General features: G+C 59.7%; 15 protein-coding genes. 9 read left to right on the forward strand and 6 right to left on the reverse strand.

What is annotated here, in order from left to right:
* Positions 1 to 3: 3 nt before the first annotated feature.
* From murA to hisC, 4 genes are all read left to right on the forward strand, one after another.
* On the forward strand, positions 4 to 1,269 hold the full coding sequence (gene murA / locus ACW9IR_RS18235; RefSeq protein WP_007912385.1) for a UDP-N-acetylglucosamine 1-carboxyvinyltransferase: 1,266 nt from the start codon (positions 4 to 6) through the stop codon (positions 1,267 to 1,269).
* A 124-nt stretch (positions 1,270 to 1,393) separates the two neighbouring features.
* Positions 1,394 to 2,029 carry an ATP phosphoribosyltransferase gene (gene hisG / locus ACW9IR_RS18240; RefSeq protein ID WP_007912384.1) on the forward strand — a complete coding sequence of 212 codons (636 nt, stop codon included), beginning with the start codon at positions 1,394 to 1,396 and terminating at the stop codon, positions 2,027 to 2,029.
* 125 nt (positions 2,030 to 2,154) lie between these two features.
* Complete coding sequence (gene hisD, locus ACW9IR_RS18245; protein WP_457464506.1) at positions 2,155 to 3,492, forward strand: histidinol dehydrogenase; 1,338 nt, start codon at positions 2,155 to 2,157, stop codon at positions 3,490 to 3,492.
* 3 nt (positions 3,493 to 3,495) lie between these two features.
* Positions 3,496 to 4,548 (forward strand): histidinol-phosphate transaminase, encoded by a 1,053-nt coding sequence (hisC, locus tag ACW9IR_RS18250; protein WP_457464508.1) that lies wholly within the window; start codon positions 3,496 to 3,498, stop codon positions 4,546 to 4,548.
* Between the two features lie 205 nt (positions 4,549 to 4,753).
* Here hisC and ACW9IR_RS18255 read toward each other — a convergent pair whose 3' ends face one another.
* The 3 genes from ACW9IR_RS18255 to algW form a co-directional block, all read right to left on the reverse strand.
* Entirely contained in the window at positions 4,754 to 5,473 is a 720-nt protein-coding gene (locus tag ACW9IR_RS18255; RefSeq protein WP_457464510.1) for a DUF4198 domain-containing protein, read from the reverse strand.
* Between the two features lie 12 nt (positions 5,474 to 5,485).
* Positions 5,486 to 7,591, reverse strand: a complete 2,106-nt coding sequence (locus tag ACW9IR_RS18260) for a TonB-dependent siderophore receptor (RefSeq protein ID WP_457464512.1) — start codon at positions 7,589 to 7,591, stop codon at positions 5,486 to 5,488.
* Positions 7,592 to 7,679: 88 nt separating this feature from the next.
* Positions 7,680 to 8,837 (reverse strand): Do family serine endopeptidase AlgW, encoded by a 1,158-nt coding sequence (algW, locus tag ACW9IR_RS18265; protein WP_038357545.1) that lies wholly within the window; start codon positions 8,835 to 8,837, stop codon positions 7,680 to 7,682.
* Positions 8,838 to 8,940: 103 nt separating this feature from the next.
* On the opposite strand from algW, the gene ACW9IR_RS18270 reads away from it, so the two are divergent.
* The 3 genes from ACW9IR_RS18270 to cysN all read left to right on the forward strand — a co-directional run bounded on the left by ACW9IR_RS18270 (position 8,941) and on the right by cysN (position 12,775).
* Positions 8,941 to 9,699, forward strand: coding sequence for a Nif3-like dinuclear metal center hexameric protein (locus tag ACW9IR_RS18270; protein ID WP_102900678.1), 759 nt, complete (start codon positions 8,941 to 8,943; stop codon positions 9,697 to 9,699).
* 250 nt (positions 9,700 to 9,949) lie between these two features.
* Complete coding sequence (gene cysD / locus ACW9IR_RS18275) at positions 9,950 to 10,867, forward strand: sulfate adenylyltransferase subunit CysD (protein WP_007912374.1); 918 nt, start codon at positions 9,950 to 9,952, stop codon at positions 10,865 to 10,867.
* A gap of 9 nt (positions 10,868 to 10,876) precedes the next feature.
* Positions 10,877 to 12,775: a sulfate adenylyltransferase subunit CysN gene (cysN, locus tag ACW9IR_RS18280; protein ID WP_457464515.1), complete on the forward strand. Its 1,899-nt coding sequence runs from the start codon at positions 10,877 to 10,879 to the stop codon at positions 12,773 to 12,775.
* Positions 12,776 to 12,954: 179 nt separating this feature from the next.
* On the opposite strand, the gene ACW9IR_RS18285 is transcribed toward cysN, so the two are convergent.
* Genes ACW9IR_RS18285 through ACW9IR_RS18295 form a run of 3 tightly spaced genes read right to left on the reverse strand, consistent with a single transcriptional unit; the run spans position 12,955 to position 16,347 of the window.
* Positions 12,955 to 13,860, reverse strand: a complete 906-nt coding sequence (locus tag ACW9IR_RS18285) for an acyltransferase (protein WP_457464517.1) — start codon at positions 13,858 to 13,860, stop codon at positions 12,955 to 12,957.
* Positions 13,861 to 15,960 (reverse strand): phosphate acetyltransferase, encoded by a 2,100-nt coding sequence (pta, locus tag ACW9IR_RS18290; RefSeq protein ID WP_102900675.1) that lies wholly within the window; start codon positions 15,958 to 15,960, stop codon positions 13,861 to 13,863.
* 60 nt (positions 15,961 to 16,020) lie between these two features.
* Positions 16,021 to 16,347 carry a DUF3565 domain-containing protein gene (locus ACW9IR_RS18295; protein ID WP_093436299.1) on the reverse strand — a complete coding sequence of 109 codons (327 nt, stop codon included), beginning with the start codon at positions 16,345 to 16,347 and terminating at the stop codon, positions 16,021 to 16,023.
* On the opposite strand from ACW9IR_RS18295, the gene ACW9IR_RS18300 reads away from it, so the two are divergent.
* On the forward strand, positions 16,316 to 16,801 hold the full coding sequence (locus ACW9IR_RS18300; protein WP_095119463.1) for an FKBP-type peptidyl-prolyl cis-trans isomerase: 486 nt from the start codon (positions 16,316 to 16,318) through the stop codon (positions 16,799 to 16,801). The genes ACW9IR_RS18295 and ACW9IR_RS18300 overlap by 32 nt on opposite strands.
* Positions 16,802 to 16,924: 123 nt before the next feature.
* Positions 16,925 to 17,407, forward strand: coding sequence for a glutathione peroxidase (locus ACW9IR_RS18305; RefSeq protein WP_095119462.1), 483 nt, complete (start codon positions 16,925 to 16,927; stop codon positions 17,405 to 17,407).
* Positions 17,408 to 17,458 lie beyond the last annotated feature (51 nt).

Genomic DNA, 17,458 nt, shown 5'->3' on the forward strand with positions numbered 1-17,458 from the left:
CTTATGGATAAATTGATTATTACCGGTGGCGCTCGTCTTGATGGCGAGATCCGCATTTCCGGCGCAAAAAACTCCGCCCTGCCGATCCTGGCTGCCACCCTGCTGTGCGATGGCCCGGTGACCGTTGGCAATCTGCCGCACCTGCACGACATCACCACCATGATCGAGCTGTTCGGTCGCATGGGCATTGAGCCGGTGATCGACGAGAAACTCAGCGTCGAAATCGACCCGCGCACCATCAAGACCCTGATCGCCCCGTACGAACTGGTGAAAACCATGCGTGCATCGATCCTGGTTCTGGGTCCGATGGTTGCCCGTTTCGGTGAAGCCGAAGTGGCACTGCCTGGCGGTTGCGCCATCGGTTCGCGTCCGGTCGACCTGCACATCCGTGGTCTCGAAGCCATGGGCGCGGTGATCGACGTCGAAGGCGGCTACATCAAGGCCAAGGCGCCTGAAGGCGGCCTGCGCGGTGCGCACTTCTTCTTCGATACCGTCAGCGTGACCGGTACCGAGAACATCATGATGGCCGCCGCTCTGGCCAAGGGCCGCAGCGTTTTGCAGAACGCTGCTCGCGAGCCTGAAGTGGTCGACCTGGCGAACTTCCTCAATGCCATGGGCGCCAAGGTTTCCGGCGCTGGTACCGACACCATCACCATCGATGGCGTCGAACGTCTGGGTTCGGCTTTCTATAAGGTCATGCCTGACCGTATCGAAACCGGCACCTACCTCGTTGCCGCTGCCGTGACCGGTGGTCGCGTCAAGGTCAAGGACACCGATCCGACCATCCTCGAAGCCGTTCTGGAAAAACTCCGTGAAGCCGGCGCAGAAATCACCTGCGGTGAAGACTGGATCGAGCTGAACATGCACGGCAAGCGTCCGAAAGCAGTCAACGTGCGCACCGCGCCGTACCCGGCTTTCCCGACCGACATGCAAGCGCAGTTCATCTCGCTCAACGCCATTGCCGAAGGCACCGGTGCGGTGATCGAGACGATCTTCGAGAACCGTTTCATGCACGTGTACGAACTGCACCGCATGGGCGCCAAGATCCAGGTCGAAGGCAACACTGCCATCGTCACCGGTACTGAAGTCCTCAAGGGCGCGCCAGTGATGGCCACCGACCTGCGTGCTTCGGCCAGCCTGGTGATTTCGGCACTGGTTGCCGAAGGCGACACGCTGATCGACCGCATCTACCACATCGACCGTGGTTACGAGTGCATCGAAGAAAAACTGCAGATGCTGGGCGCCAAGATCCGTCGCGTTCCGGGCTGATTGCTGCATTGGGACACAGGGACGTGTCCACTGATTTTAAGAGTCGAGCCGGTTTCCGGCTCGATGTGTGTCCGGCGCCGATTGCGACCGGACATGAGTACCTTGATAAGGACTGACGTTTCCCATGTTGACCATCGCACTGTCCAAGGGCCGCATCCTTGACGACACCCTGCCGCTTCTCGCCGAAGCGGGCATCGTGCCGACCGAGAATCCGGACAAGAGCCGCAAGCTGATCATTCCCACGACGCAGGACGACGTTCGTCTGCTGATCGTGCGTGCCACCGATGTGCCGACTTACGTTGAGCATGGCGCGGCTGACCTCGGCGTTGCCGGTAAAGACGTGTTGATGGAATACACCGGCCAGGGCCTGTACGAGCCACTGGATCTGCAGATCGCCCAGTGCAAGCTGATGACCGCCGGCAAGATCGGCGCGCCTGAGCCCAAGGGCCGTCTGCGCGTGGCGACCAAGTTCGTCAACGTCGCCAAGCGCTACTACGCCGAGCAGGGCCGTCAGGTCGATATCATCAAGCTCTACGGCTCGATGGAGCTGGCGCCGCTGATCGGTCTGGCCGACAAGATCATCGACGTGGTCGACACCGGCAACACCCTGCGCGCCAACGGCCTGGAACCTCAGGAACTGATCGCCACGATCAGTTCGCGCCTGGTGGTCAACAAGGCTTCGATGAAAATGCAACACGCCCGAATCCAGGCGTTGATCGATACCCTGCGCAACGCAGTGGAATCGCGACACCGCGGCTGATTTACCTGCGCGCCGTTAAGTCGCGCCCGTCTATCCGCCTCATAGCCAGAATCTCAGGTGCCCAAGCGGAAACGACTGCTAAGTTAGGGCGCCTGAGTTTTTGCCATTCCTATGAGGCTCTCGCTATGACCGAAACGACTGCAATTCGCCGACTCAACGCTGCTGACCCGGATTTCGCGCATCATCTGGATCATCTGCTGAGCTGGGAAAGTGTGTCTGACGACTCGGTCAATCAGCGCGTGCTGGACATCATCAAGGCTGTGCGCGAGCGCGGTGACGCGGCGCTGGTCGAGTTCACCCAGAAATTCGACGGCCTCGAAGTCGCCTCAATGGCTGACCTGATCCTGCCGCGCGAGCGCCTGGAACTGGCTCTGACCCGCATCACCGTGCCACAGCGCGAAGCATTGGAAAAAGCTGCGGCCCGCGTGCGCAGCTATCACGAAAAACAGAAGCAGGATTCCTGGAGCTACACCGAGGCTGACGGCACCGTACTGGGCCAGAAGGTCACGCCACTGGATCGCGCCGGTCTGTACGTACCGGGCGGCAAGGCGTCGTACCCGTCGTCGGTGTTGATGAATGCGATTCCGGCCAAGGTCGCCGGCGTGACCGAAGTGGTCATGGTCGTGCCAACGCCGCGCGGTGAAATCAACGAGCTGGTGCTGGCGGCCGCGTGCATCGCCGGCGTCGACCGGGTGTTCACCATCGGCGGCGCGCAAGCCGTTGCGGCGCTGGCTTATGGCACCGAAAGCGTGCCGCAGGTCGACAAGGTTGTTGGCCCGGGCAACATCTATGTCGCCACGGCCAAGCGCCACGTATTCGGTCAGGTCGGCATCGACATGATCGCCGGCCCTTCGGAAATCCTCGTGGTGTGCGACGGCCAGACCGATCCGGACTGGATCGCCATGGACCTGTTCTCGCAAGCCGAGCACGACGAAGATGCGCAGGCGATTCTGGTCAGCCCGGATGCCGAGTTCCTCGACAAGGTCGCCGCGAGCATCGACAAACTGCTGCCGACCATGGACCGCGCGACCATCATCGAAACCTCGATTAATGGTCGCGGTGCACTGATTCACGTGAAGGACATGGCGCAAGCCATCGAAGTCGCCAACCGCATCGCCCCGGAACACCTGGAATTGTCGGTGGCTGACCCGCAAGCCTGGCTGCCGCAGATCCGCCACGCTGGCGCGATCTTCATGGGCCGTCACACCTCCGAAGCGCTGGGCGATTACTGCGCAGGCCCGAACCACGTGCTGCCGACCTCGGGCACCGCGCGGTTCTCTTCGCCGCTGGGCGTGTACGATTTCCAGAAGCGTTCGTCGATCATCTTCTGCTCCGAGGCCGGTGCTTCCGAGCTGGGCAAGACAGCGTCGGTTCTGGCCCGTGGCGAATCGCTGAGTGCGCACGCGCGCAGTGCCGAATACCGCATCAAAGACGAAGACTTTCTAAAAGGGCAGGGGAACTGAGCGATGAGTAAATTCTGGAGCCCGTTCGTCAAGGATCTGGTGCCCTACGTGCCGGGCGAACAGCCGAAGCTGACCAAACTGGTCAAGCTCAATACCAACGAAAACCCGTACGGCCCGTCGCCAAAAGCCTTGGCAGCGATGCAGACCGAACTGAATGACAACCTGCGTCTGTACCCGGATCCGAACAGTGACCTGCTGAAAACGGCCGTCGCCAACTACTACGGCGTGCAGAGCAATCAGGTGTTCCTCGGCAACGGTTCGGACGAAGTGCTCGCGCACATTTTCCACGGTTTGCTGCAACACGATCAGCCGCTGTTGTTCCCCGACATCAGCTACAGCTTCTATCCGGTGTATTGCGGTTTGTACGGCATCGAGTTTGATGCGGTCCCGCTGGACGCGCAGTTCCAGATCGACCCGGCCGACTACGCCAAGCCGAACGGCGGGATCATTTTCCCGAATCCGAATGCGCCAACCGGTTGCCTGCTGGCGTTGGATGCGGTCGAGCAAATCCTCAAGGTCAGCCCGGATTCAGTGGTCGTGGTGGACGAGGCGTATATCGACTTCGGCGGCGAAACGGCGATCAGTCTGGTGGACCGTTATCCGAACCTGCTGGTGACGCAGACCTTGTCCAAGTCGCGTTCGCTGGCGGGTTTGCGCGTTGGTTTTGCGGTCGGTCATCCCGATCTCATCGAGGCGCTGGAGCGGATCAAGAACAGCTTCAACTCTTATCCACTCGATCGTCTGGCGATTGTCGGTGCGGCAGCGGCGTTCGAAGATCGTGAGTATTTCGACAAGACTTGCCGTCTGGTCATCGAGAGCCGTGAGTGGGTGATTGCGCAGTTGCAGGCCAAGGGTTTTGAAGTGCTGCCGTCGGCGGCGAACTTCATCTTCGCCCGGCACCCGCAGCATGATGCGGCCGGGCTGGCGGCCAAACTGCGTGAGCAGGGCGTGATTGTGCGGCACTTCAAGCAGGAGCGGATTGCGCAATTTTTGCGGATTTCGATTGGTACGCCGGAGCAGAATCAGGCGCTGATCGATGGACTTGGCGACCTCTAAAAGCAAGAGCCCCTCACCCTAACCCTCTCCCTGAGGGAGAGGGACTGACCGAGGCGAACTTTAGAGATACACCGACTTGAGATATCGAGTCGAGCTCTGGTTTGAAGAGCAAACAAATCTGCCCCCTTTCCCCCTCGCCCCCCTGGGGGAGAGGGTTGGGGTGAGGGGGTAATTTTCGGATTCAACAAATATCTCGAGACACCACTTATTCGTGATGCGGCTCGCCAAGGAAAGTCAGTGAGGTAAACAGCCCACGACTATCCACATCCACACTGTCCTTCACCGGCACCTCAACCTGTGCCGCAATCACATTCAACCCTTCATTCCTCACCAATACCTGCGCCCGACCATCCTTGTCAGTCTCGGTGCTCAACGTGTTCGGCGCATTGCGATAGTCGCCAATCAACTTCACACCCGCCGCGGGTTTGCCATCGAGCAACACCCGCACCGGCAATGACTTGCCCGGCCCAACCGTCAGCGGATCAACCTCCGGCAAAATCAGCAACTTGATCTGATCGAGCTTGGGCAACCTCGCCCCCGGCTGATAAATCGCCAGGCTGTACTTGAATGTCTCGGTTGCCTCAATGGCGCCCGGCACTTTGCTGCGACCTTGGTTGATCCATTTCTTGTCAGCCGTCTGCGACCACATGCCATTGTTCAATGCCACGGCCATCACCGCAGGCGCCTTCAAAGGTTTCAAACGAGCATGATCCGCCAGGCGCTCGACGCTCACCGGAATCATCTTGCCGGCCGCATCGTAGGCCCAGGCACCGCTGACCTTCTGCGCTTTGAACGCGTTGTCCTCAGCGCCGTGACCGTAGACCACTTCGATATTGCCGCGCCGTTGCTCCGTCCACAGGCCATGGGCCGAGACCTGGCCTGTGAACAGCGCAGCGATGAGCACAAAGGTTTTGCCGTATTGCATGGTGACGTCCTTTTACAGGTTGAGTGTCAGGCTGACGGTGAAATTGCGCGGTTCGCCGGGGTTGACCCAGTAGTTGCTGTAGGAGCGCTCGTAATACTTTTCGTCGAAGAGGTTGTTGAGGTTGAGGCCGACAGTGACGTTGTCGCTGGCCTTGTAATGCGCGAGCAGGTCGACAGTCTGGTAGGCCGGTAATTCGAAGTCGCTGCCGGATTCGCCTGAGCGATCACCGACATAGGTGAACGCCGCACCAACGTCCGAGCCGCGTAAATGCCCATCCTGAAACTCATAAACGCCGAGCAGGCTGCCGCTGCGTTTGGCCACGCCGAGGATGCGGCTGCCGGTGGCAATCACCGCGTCGCCTTTGGTCACTTCGGCGTCGATGTAGGCGAAGGCGCCGATGATTCGCACCGCATCGGTGACTTGCCCGGTGACCTGCCAATCGAAACCGCGACTGCGTGCCTTGCCCATGGCGCGGCTGGTGTCGGTGGCCGGGTCGAGGGCGAGGACGTTTTCCTTGTCGATGTGGAAGAAGGCGAGGGTGCTGCTCAGGCGCTCATCGAACAGTTCGTTCTTGATCCCGATTTCATAGCCGACGCCTTCTTCCGGATCGAAGGATTTGCCGGAGGCGTCGAGGCCATTGTTCGGTTTGAACGAGGTTGAGGCGTTGGCGAAGAGGCCGGTATCCGGCGTCAGTTGATAGAGCAGGCCGACGCGTTGGGTGAGGGCGTCGTGGCGCTGGTTGCTGGTGGCGTTGCGACTGTGATCATCGATGTGCTGATCGAAATGCTCGAAACGCGCACCGATCATCCCGCGCAGTTTGTCGGTGAAGATGATTTGATCCTGCAGGTTCAATGCATGACTTTCGACCTGTTCGAAAAAGTCGCTGCCCGAGCGTGCGCCGTTGGGTTTTGGCTGGCCGTAGACTGGCTTATAGATGTCGATGGCGTAAGGGCCACCGGCAATCGTGGTAACGCGCTCGTTCTTGCGGAAGTTTTCATACTCGGTGCCGATCAGCAGTTCGTGCTGCCACGGGCCGAGGTCGAACAGACCACGCAGTTCCAGTTGGGTAATGCTGTCGTGCCAGTTCGTATCGCGTTCGCGATAGCGTCGGTTGACCGTGTGCCCGTCGGCGTTCAGCGCTCGTTGTTCCGAGGCGTCGCCCCAGAGTTTGCCTTCCTTGTAATGGCTGGCCAGGCGCAACTTCCAGTTGTCGTTGAGATGATGTTCCAGCGTGGCCTGCAGCAGATTGTTGTGGTTGTCGATGTTGCCGTCGTTGGGTTCGCCGAGGAAGGTCGAGCGCGACACGCCGCTCCATTTGTTGTTCGGCGCGACGATGCCGCGATCGAACGTGGAGCTGTGACGGACGATTTCGCTTTCCACCAATAGCGACGTGTCCGGGTTCAATTGCCAACTGATCGAGGGCGCGACGAATACACGTTTGCTGTCAACGTGATCGCGAAAACTGTTGTTGTCTTCGACCGCGAGGTTGATCCGCGAGAGCACATTGCCCTGATCATCCAGCGGCGTGTTTACGTCCAGCGCAGTGCGATAGCGGTCCCAACTGCCGGCGCTGGTTTGCAACGTGGTGAAGGCTTCGGGCTGTGGTTTCTTGGTGACGATGTTCACTGTGCCGCCGGGATCGCCGCGACCGTAGAGGCTTGCGGCCGGGCCTTTGAGCACTTCGATGCGCTCGATGTTGGCTGCATCCGGTGTGCTCGGATAGCCGCGATTGGCGCTGAAGCCGTCCTTGTAAAATTCCGAAGTGGTGAAGCCGCGCACGCTGTATTCGTACAGCGTCAGGCCGCCGAAGTTGTTCTGCTTCGACACGCCACCGGCGAAATCCAGTGCGCGTTCGACGCTGGTGCTGCCCAGATCCTTGAGCACGCTGGCCGGTACGACGCTGATGGCTTGAGGAATGTCGCGGATCGCGGTGTCGGTTTTGGTCGCGCTGGACGAACGGGTGGCGCGATAGCCCTTGACCGGGCCAGTCGGCGATTCGTAGTCGGAGATGACGCTGATGGCGTCGAGTTCGAGGGGTTTTGATTCTTCGGCGAAGGCTGGATCGACCAGTAAACCGAGGCTCAGGCTGAGCAGGGAAGCCTTTGTTCGAGACGACATGTTATGTTGTTCCAATTCTTAGAATTGAAACAATATAACATGCCCGTTGAGAATGTCTGTTATTCGCGCGTCTGGCGCGAGAAAAGTTTTACTCTTCTTTTTCTTTCACCGGCGCCGGTGGCGGACGCAGGCCGATTTCAGCCGTGAGCTTCAGCTCTTTGCCGTTGCGCATCACCTGAATCGTCACTTTGTCGGTCGGTTTGATCCGTGCAACCTGGTTCATCGAACGACGACCATCGCCGGCCGGCTCACCATCAATGCTCAGAATCACATCACCCAATTGCAGGCCGGCCTTCTGCGCCGGGCCATCCCGGAAGATCCCCGCAACGACAATTCCCGGACGCCCGGACAGACCAAACGACTCGGCCAGTTCCTGGGTCAGCGGCTGCACCTCGATGCCGAGCCAGCCACGAATTACCTGACCGTGCTCGATGATCGACTTCATCACTTCCATTGCCAGCTTCACCGGGATCGCGAAGCCGATGCCCTGCGAGCCGCCGGACTTGGAGAAGATCGCCGTGTTGATACCGGTCAGGTTGCCGTTGGCATCGACCAGCGCGCCGCCGGAGTTGCCCGGGTTGATCGCCGCGTCGGTCTGGATAAAGTCTTCGTAGTTGTTCAGGCCCAACTGGTTACGCCCGGTGGCGCTGATGATGCCCATGGTCACGGTCTGGCCAACGCCGAACGGGTTGCCGATGGCCAGTGCGACGTCGCCGATGCGAATGTTGTCGGAGCGGCCAACGGTGATCGCTGGCAGGGTTTTCAGATCGATTTTCAGAACCGCGAGGTCAGTTTCCGGATCGCTGCCGATGACGCGGGCGAGGGTCTCGCGGCCATCCTTCAACGCCACGACAATCTGATCAGCACCGCTGGTTACGTGGTTGTTGGTGAGGATGTAGCCTTCCGGGCTCATGATCACGCCGGAGCCGAGGCTGGATTCCATGCGTTTTTGCTTTGGCGAGTTATCACCAAAGAAGCGGCGGAACTGCGGATCTTCAAACAGTGGATGCGCCGGTTTGTTGATGACTTTGGTGGTGTAGAGGTTGACCACCGAAGGCGCGGCAATGGTCACCGCGTCGGCATAGGACACCGGGCCCTGTTGCACGCTGGTGGTTTGCGGGGCCTGTTGCAGGTTGACGTCGAGGCTCGGAAGCCCGACCCACTGCGGGTAACGCTGAATAATCAACAGAGCGATAAGCACACCGGCCAACAACGGCCAGCCGAAAAAACGCAGCGCCTTGAGCATTAAGCACGTCCTGGAAGAGTTGCAGGCGGGGTCAGACCGCCCATAATGTCGCGCATTATACGAGGCCGCGCGCGCCTCTGAACGGGATATTTAGGAGTCTTTCATGGCCGTTGCCCTCAGCACCCTCGTCGAAGAAGCGGACCGTTACCTCGGCAGTGCGAAAATTGCCGATTATTGCCCGAATGGATTGCAGGTTGAGGGCCGTCCTCAGGTGATGCGGATCGTCAGCGGCGTCACGGCCAGTCAGGCCTTGCTCGACGCTGCTGTTGAGGCCGAAGCGGATCTGGTGCTGGTGCATCACGGTTACTTCTGGAAGGGCGAAAACCCGTGCATCACTGGCATGAAGCAGCGTCGACTGAAGACCTTGCTCAAGCATGACATCAGTTTGCTGGCCTATCACTTGCCGCTGGATCTGCACCCGGACGTTGGCAATAACGTGCAGCTTGCTCGGCAATTGGACATCACTGTGGAAGGCCCGCTGGACCCGGACAATTTGAAAATCGTTGGTCTGGTCGGGTCTTTGAAAGAACCGATGACCGCACGCGATTTCGCCCGCAAGGTGCAAGAAGTGATGGGCCGCGATCCGTTGCTGATTGAAGGTAATCCGATGATTCGTCGGGTTGGCTGGTGCACCGGTGGCGGTCAGGGTTATATCGATCAAGCCGTCGCGGCGGGCGTCGATCTGTACCTGAGCGGTGAGGCTTCCGAACAGACCTTCCACAGCGCCCGCGAGAACGACATCAGCTTCATTGCCGCCGGCCACCACGCGACCGAGCGCTACGGCGTACAGGCGCTGGGAGACTACCTGGCGAAACGTTTCGCCGTCGAGCACATCTTCATCGATTGCCCGAATCCGATCTGAATCCACCGCAAATCCCCTGTAGGAGTGAGCCTGCTCGCGATAGCGGAGTGTCAGTCACCGTTATGTCGAATGTGACAAAGCTATCGCGAGCAGGCTCACTCCTACAGGGGGGGCATCGGCCGAACTGGCAGGCATATTCATATACCCTTTCGATCTAGTTGGCGTCCTGATTAGAAGAGGCCGCTGTGCTAGGATTTCCCGCTCGAACACGGCCCGCTGGCCGTTCATAAGAAAGTTTTCGTGAGTAGCCATGGTCGACAAACTGACGCATCTGAAACAGCTGGAGGCGGAAAGCATCCACATCATCCGCGAGGTGGCCGCCGAGTTCGATAACCCGGTGATGCTGTACTCCATCGGTAAAGACTCCGCCGTGATGCTGCACCTGGCACGCAAGGCGTTCTTCCCGGGCAAACTGCCGTTTCCGGTGATGCACGTCGACACCCGCTGGAAATTCCAGGAGATGTACAAGTTCCGCGACAAGATGGTCGAAGAACTGGGCCTGGACCTTATCACCCACATCAACCCCGATGGCGTGGCGCAGAACATCAACCCGTTCACCCACGGCAGCGCCAAGCACACCGACATCATGAAAACCGAGGGCCTGAAACAGGCACTCGACAAGCATGGTTTCGACGCAGCGTTCGGCGGCGCCCGTCGCGATGAAGAGAAATCCCGCGCCAAAGAGCGCGTGTACTCGTTCCGCGACAGCAAGCACCGCTGGGACCCGAAAAACCAGCGTCCAGAGCTGTGGAACGTCTACAACGGCAAGGTCAACAAGGGCGAATCCATCCGCGTATTCCCGTTGTCGAACTGGACCGAACTGGACATCTGGCAGTACATCTACCTCGAAGGCATCCCGATTGTGCCGCTGTACTTCGCCGCCGAACGCGAAGTGATCGAGAAGAACGGCACGCTTATCATGATCGACGACGAGCGCATCCTCGAGCACCTGTCCGATGAAGACAAAGCGCGCATCGTCAAAAAGAAAGTGCGTTTCCGTACCCTTGGCTGCTACCCGTTGACGGGCGCCGTGGAGTCCGAGGCCGAAAGCCTTACGGACATCATCCAGGAAATGCTCCTGACGCGAACTTCCGAGCGCCAGGGCCGTGTCATCGACCACGATGGCGCAGGCTCGATGGAAGATAAAAAACGTCAAGGCTATTTCTAAGGGGCTGTCATGTCGCACGTATCTGATTTGATCAGCGAGGACATCCTCGCCTACCTGGGCCAGCACGAACGTAAAGAACTGCTGCGCTTTTTGACTTGCGGTAACGTCGACGACGGCAAGAGCACCCTGATCGGGCGCCTGCTGCACGACTCGAAGATGATCTACGAAGATCACCTCGAAGCGATCACCCGCGATTCGAAGAAAGTCGGCACCACCGGTGACGATATCGACCTGGCATTGCTGGTCGACGGCCTGCAGGCCGAGCGTGAGCAGGGCATCACCATCGATGTCGCCTACCGCTATTTCTCCACCGCCAAGCGCAAATTCATCATCGCCGACACCCCCGGCCATGAGCAGTACACCCGCAACATGGCCACCGGTGCGTCCACCTGTGACCTGGCGATCATTCTGGTCGACGCGCGTTACGGCGTGCAGACCCAGACCCGTCGCCACAGCTTCATCGCCTCCCTTTTGGGGATCAAACACATCGTCGTCGCCATCAACAAGATGGACCTGAAAGACTTCGATGAAGGTGTGTTCGAGTCGATCAAGGCTGACTACCTGAAGTTCGCCGAAGGCTTGAAGATGAAGCCGACCAGCATGCACTTCGTGCCGATGTCTGCCCTCAAAGGCGACAACGTGGTGAACAAATCCGAGCGCTCGCCGTGGTACAGCGGACAGTCGCTGATGGAAATCCTCGAGACCGTGGAAGTGGCAGGCGACCGTAACTTCACCGATCTGCGTTTCCCGGTGCAGTACGTCAACCGTCCGAACCTGAACTTCCGTGGTTTCGCCGGCACCCTGGCCAGCGGCATCGTGCACAAGGGTGACGAAGTCGTGGTGCTGCCGTCGGGCAAGAGCAGCCGGGTGAAATCCATCGTCACCTTTGAGGGTGAGCTGGAACACGCCGGTCCAGGTCAGGCTGTGACGCTAACCATGGAAGACGAAATCGACATCTCCCGTGGCGACCTGCTGGTGCATGCCGACAACGTGCCGCCGGTTACCGACAGCTTCGAAGCGATGCTGGTGTGGATGGCTGAAGAGCCGATGCTGCCGGGCAAGAAATACGACATCAAACGCGCCACCAGTTACGTGCCGGGCTCGATCGCCAGTATCGTCAACAAGGTCGATGTGAACACCCTCGAAGAAGGCCCGGCGAGCGCGTTGCAGCTTAACGAAATCGGCAAGGTGAAGATCGCGCTCGACGCGCCGATCGCCCTCGACGGTTACGAGAGCAACCGCACCACCGGCGCGTTCATCGTCATTGACCGTTTGACCAACGGCACCGTTGGCGCCGGCATGATCGTCGCCCAGCCAGTGACCCATGGCACTGCCACGCACCACGGCAAACTGGCACACGTTGCCACTGAAGAGCGCGCTCAGCGTTTCGGCCAGCAACCGGCCACCGTGCTGTTTAGCGGCCTGTCGGGCGCCGGCAAAAGTACGTTGGCTTATGCGGTCGAGCGCAAGCTGTTCGACCTGGGCCGTGCGGTGTTTGTGCTGGATGGCCAGAACCTGCGTCACGACCTCAACAAAGGTCTGCCACAGGATCGTGCCGGGCGTACCGAGAACTGGCGTCGTGCCGCGCACGTCGCGCGTCAGTTCAACGAAGCCGGCCTGCTGACCCTGGCTGCGTTCGTTGCGCCTAGCGCCGAAGGTCGCGAGCAGGCCAGGGACCTGATCGGCAAGGATCGTCTGCTGACGGTCTACGTGCAGGCCTCGCCGGCTGTCTGCGCCGAGCGTGATCCGCAAGGTCTGTATGCCGCCGCTGGCGACAACATCCCGGGCGAATCCTTCCCGTACGACGTGCCGCTGGATGCCGATCTGGTGATCGACACGCAGACGCTGAGTCTGGAAGAAAGCGTCAAGCAAGTGCTGGATCTGCTGCGTCAGCGTGGCGCGATCTAAGCGTTAGCCTGAAAAACAAAACCCGCTGATGAGAGATCATCGGCGGGTTTTTTGTTGCCTTGATATTGCTATCGCTGGCAAGCCAGCTCCCACAGGGATTTTCAGCGCACACAAATATTGTGTAACGCAGAGAAACCTGTGGGAGCTGGCTTGCCAGCGATGAGGCCGGAACAGACGCCTCAAGACTTCGCTGGATATTCGCGGTGCATCTGTTCCAACAGCGCATCCTTGTCCAGCCACAGCTGGTTGATCCAGCCCTGAAACTGCAGGCGATATTCGCCGTCCTGATCGTAGTTCTTGCCAATGAACTGCTGCGGAATCTTCAGCTCTTCAAAGTGCACCACCACGTCGCGCACATTGCCGCAGAGCAAATCCCAGAACCCCGGACGCCCGGCCGGGTAGTGAATCGTCACGTTGACGATCGACTCCAGTTGTTCACCCATCGCATCCAGTACAAAGGCAATGCCACCAGCCTTGGGCTTGAGCAGGTACTTGAACGGCGATTGCTGCTGCGCATGCTTGCCTTCAGTGAACCGCGTGCCTTCGACGAAGTTGAAAATCCCCACCGGATTATTGCGAAACTTCGCGCAGGTCTTGCGCGTGGTTTCCAGGTCTTTGCCTTTCTTCTCCGGGTGCTTGGCCAGGTACGCCTTGGAGTAACGCTTCATGAACGGAAAACCGAGCGCCCACCACGCCAGACCGATCACCGGCACCCAGATCAGTTCCTGCTTGAGGAAGAATTTCAACGGCTGAATCCGACGGTTGAGCACGTATTGCAGCACCAGAATATCGACCCAGCTCTGATGGTTGCTAGTGATCAGGTACGAGTGCTGATAGTCGAGGCCTTGCAGGCCGCTGAGGTGCCAGCGGGTACGGCGCACCAGGTTCATCCAGCCCTTGTTATTGCTGATCCATGCTTCATGGGTGTGGCTCATCAACCACAGTGATGCGCGTCGGGCGAGGTCGAACGGCAGCACTTTGATCAGCGCCACGCAGAACAGAAACGAGCACAGCAGAATCGTATTGAGTGCCAACAGCAGCGAGGCGATCACGCCGCGCAACGGTGCAGGTAGAAAGTCCAGCATTTACACATCCATAGGTCGGTTGGCGGCTTGAATCGCGGTGAGGGCGATGGTGTAGACGATGTCATCGACTTGCGCGCCGCGCGGCAAGTCATTCACCGGTTTGCGCAGGCCTTGCAGCATTGGGCCGAGGCTGACGCAATCAGCGCTGCGTTGCACGGCTTTGTGCGTGGTGTTGCCGGTGTTCAGATCCGGGAACACAAACACGGTGGCGCGACCGGCCACCTGGCTGTTCGGCGCCAGTTGCCGGGCGACTTCGGCGTTGGCAGCGGCGTCGTATTGCAACGGGCCGTCGATCAGCAGCGAGTGCTGTTGTTCGTGAGCGAGCAGGGTGGCCTCGCGGACTTTCTCAACCTCTTCGCCAGTGGCCGATTCGCCGCTGGAGTAACTGATCATTGCCACGCGCGGAGTGATGCCGAACGCGGCCGCCGAGTCGGCGCTTTGCAGGGCAATCTCGGCCAGTTCGGTGGCACTCGGGTGCGGGTTCATCACGCAGTCGCCGTACACCAGCACTTCTTCCGGGAACAGCATGAAGAACACCGACGACACCAGCGTGCAGCCCGGCGCAGTCTTGATCAGCTGCAGCGCCGGGCGGATGGTGTTGGCGGTGGTGTTGATCACGCCCGATACCAGGCCGTCGACTTCATCCAGTGCGAGCATCATGGTGCCGATCACCACGGTATCTTCCAGCTGCTGCTCGGCCATTGGCGCGTTGAGGCTTTTGGTTTTGCGCAGAGCGACCATCGGCTCGACGTAGCGCTCGCGGATCAGATCGGGATCAAGAATCTCCAGCCCCGGCGGCAGGACGATGCCTTGAGCGCGGGCGACGGCTTCGACGTCTTCCGGTTTCGCCAACAACACGCAACGGGCTATCCCGCGTTCCTGACAGATCGCCGCCGCTTGCACGGTGAACGGCTCACTGCCTTCAGGCAGGACGATGCGCTTGTTCGCCGCTTGTGCACGCTGGATCAACTGATAGCGGAATACTGCTGGCGACAGGCGCATTTCCCGTGGCGTGCCACAGCGCTGGTGCAGCCATTTGGCGTCGAGATGGCTGGCGACGAAATCGGTGATGATCTCCGCGCGCTCACGGTCATCAATGGGGATTTCCTTGTTCAAACCGTTGAGCAGGTTGGCGGTGTCGTAGGAACCGGTGCTCACCGACAACACCGGCAAACCGGCCTGCAACGCGCCGCGGCACAGGTCCATGATGCGCGGATCGGGCAAGGTGTCGCTGGTCAGCAGCAGGCCGGCCAGCGGCACGCCGTTGATCGCGGCGAGGCTGACGGCGAGGATGATGTCGTCGCGATCGCCCGGGGTCACTACCAACACGCCGGGCTTGAGCAGTTCGACGGTGTTGCGCATGGTCCGTGCGCAAATGATGATTTTGGTCATCCGCCGGGTTTCGTAGTCACCGGCATTGAGCACTTGCGCGCCCATCAGGTCGGCGACGTCGCGGGTACGCGGCGCGTTGAGTTCCGGCTGATAGGGAATGCAGCCGAGCAGGCGGAAATCACCGCTGCGCAGCAACGGCGAATGCTCCTTCAGACGCGCGGCGAAGGCGTCCATGCTCTCTTCAGTCTTGACCTTGTTGAGGATCACCCCGAGGACTTTCGGGTCTTTCGGCCCGCCGAACAATTGCGCCTGCAACTCGACGCGGCCGGAGAGTTCGGCGAGCACTTCGTTTTCCGGCGCCGAGACCAGAATCACTTCAGCATCGAGGCTCTTGGCCAGGTGCAGATTGACCCGCGCGGCGTAGCTGGCGCTGCGGGTCGGGACCATGCCTTCAACGACCAGCACGTCCTTGCCGATGGCGGCTTGCTGATAGAGGGCGATGATTTCTTCGAGCAGCTCATCAAGCTGACCGTCGCCGAGCATCCGCTCAACGTGGGCAAGGCCCAGTGGTTGCGGCGGTTTCAGGCCGTGGGTGCGCGCCACCAGTTCGGTGGAACGCTCAGGGCCGGTGTCGCCCGGGTGCGGCTGGGCAATCGGTTTGAAGAAACCGACTTTGAGGCCGGCGCGCTCAAGCGTGCGCACCAGCCCGAGGCTGATGGAGGTCAGACCCACGCCAAAATCGGTGGGTGCGATAAAAAAAGTTTGCATGCGAATTCTCTAAGGGTGCATGGCAATGGCGATCATCTTTTACTGACAATCTGCCGAAATTCAGTCGCCAAGGTTATCGCTAACCGAGCCTTGTGCGCACCAACCGCAGGCAAAGGGTTGGCCTATTTTTTCAATACGTTGCGCCGGGTCCAGCACCCAGGCGCGCGATTGCCAGGGCGGCTGATGGCGCAGGTGCTGGGTGTGACCACAGGAAAGCTCGACGACCCAGTGACCGTCCTCGTCCTGATGAAAGCCTGCGATCGTCGAAACCCGTTTGTCCGGGTTGTGTTCGCTTTCGCGCGATTGCTTCGCTAAACTTGGCCTTTCTATATTCTTATGCAAAAGGTCTCGCCCCATGCTGATCGCCGCCAATAAGGCTGTCTCCATCGACTATACCCTGACCAACGACGCTGGTGAGGTCATCGACAGCTCCGCCGGCGGCGCTCCGCTGGTCTACCTGCAAGGCGCAGGCAACATCATCCCGGGCCTGGAAAAAGCTCTGGAAGGCAAAGCTGTTGGTGACGAGCTGGAAGTTTCCGTTGAACCGGAAGACGCTTACGGCGAATACGCCGCTGAGCTGGTCAGCACTCTGAGCCGCAGCATGTTCGAAGGCGTTGACGAGCTGGAAGTCGGCATGCAGTTCCACGCTTCGGCGCCGGACGGCCAGATGCAAATCGTCACCATCCGTGACCTCGACGGCGACGACGTAACAGTCGACGGCAACCACCCACTGGCCGGTCAGCGCCTGAACTTCAAAGTGAAGATCGTTGACATCCGTGACGCCAGCCAGGAAGAAGTCGCTCATGGCCACGTCCATGGCGAAGGTGGCCATCACCACTGATTTTCTGCGCTAAGCTTCGAGTACTGGAGAGGCGCCTGCGGGCGCCTTTTTAGTCCGCGGCTGTCCTTGGTGACTTCGCCAAGTGGCTGTTTCGAGTAGAACACGGGAATCTTGGAGTTCGTCATGAGTGCTTTTCACGACCTTAAGTTGACAGCCCTGGATGGTCAGGAGCTACCGCTGGCGCCGTTCAAGGGCCAAGTCGTGCTGGTGGTCAACGTCGCCTCCAAATGCGGCTTGACCCCACAGTACGCGGCGCTGGAAAACCTCTATCAGCAATTCAAAGGCAAAGGCTTCAGTGTGCTGGGCCTGCCGTGCAACCAGTTTGCCGGCCAGGAACCTGGCAGCGAACAGGAAATTCAGGATTTCTGTAGCCTCAACTATGGCGTGACGTTTCCGTTGTCGAGCAAGCTCGAAGTCAACGGTCATGATCGTCATCAGCTCTACCGTCTGCTGGCGGGCGAGGGCGCGGAGTTTCCCGGTGACATCACCTGGAATTTCGAGAAGTTCCTGCTCGGCAAGGACGGCCGGGTGCTGGCCCGGTTCTCTCCGCGCACGGCACCGGATGATCCGACCATTGTTCATGCGATTGAAAAAGCGCTGAGCTGAAACAGCAAGATCAAAAGATCGCAGCCTTCGGCAGCTCCTACAGGTGACCTC

The sequence above is a fragment of the Pseudomonas sp. SDT291_1_S447 genome, assembly GCF_054070155.1.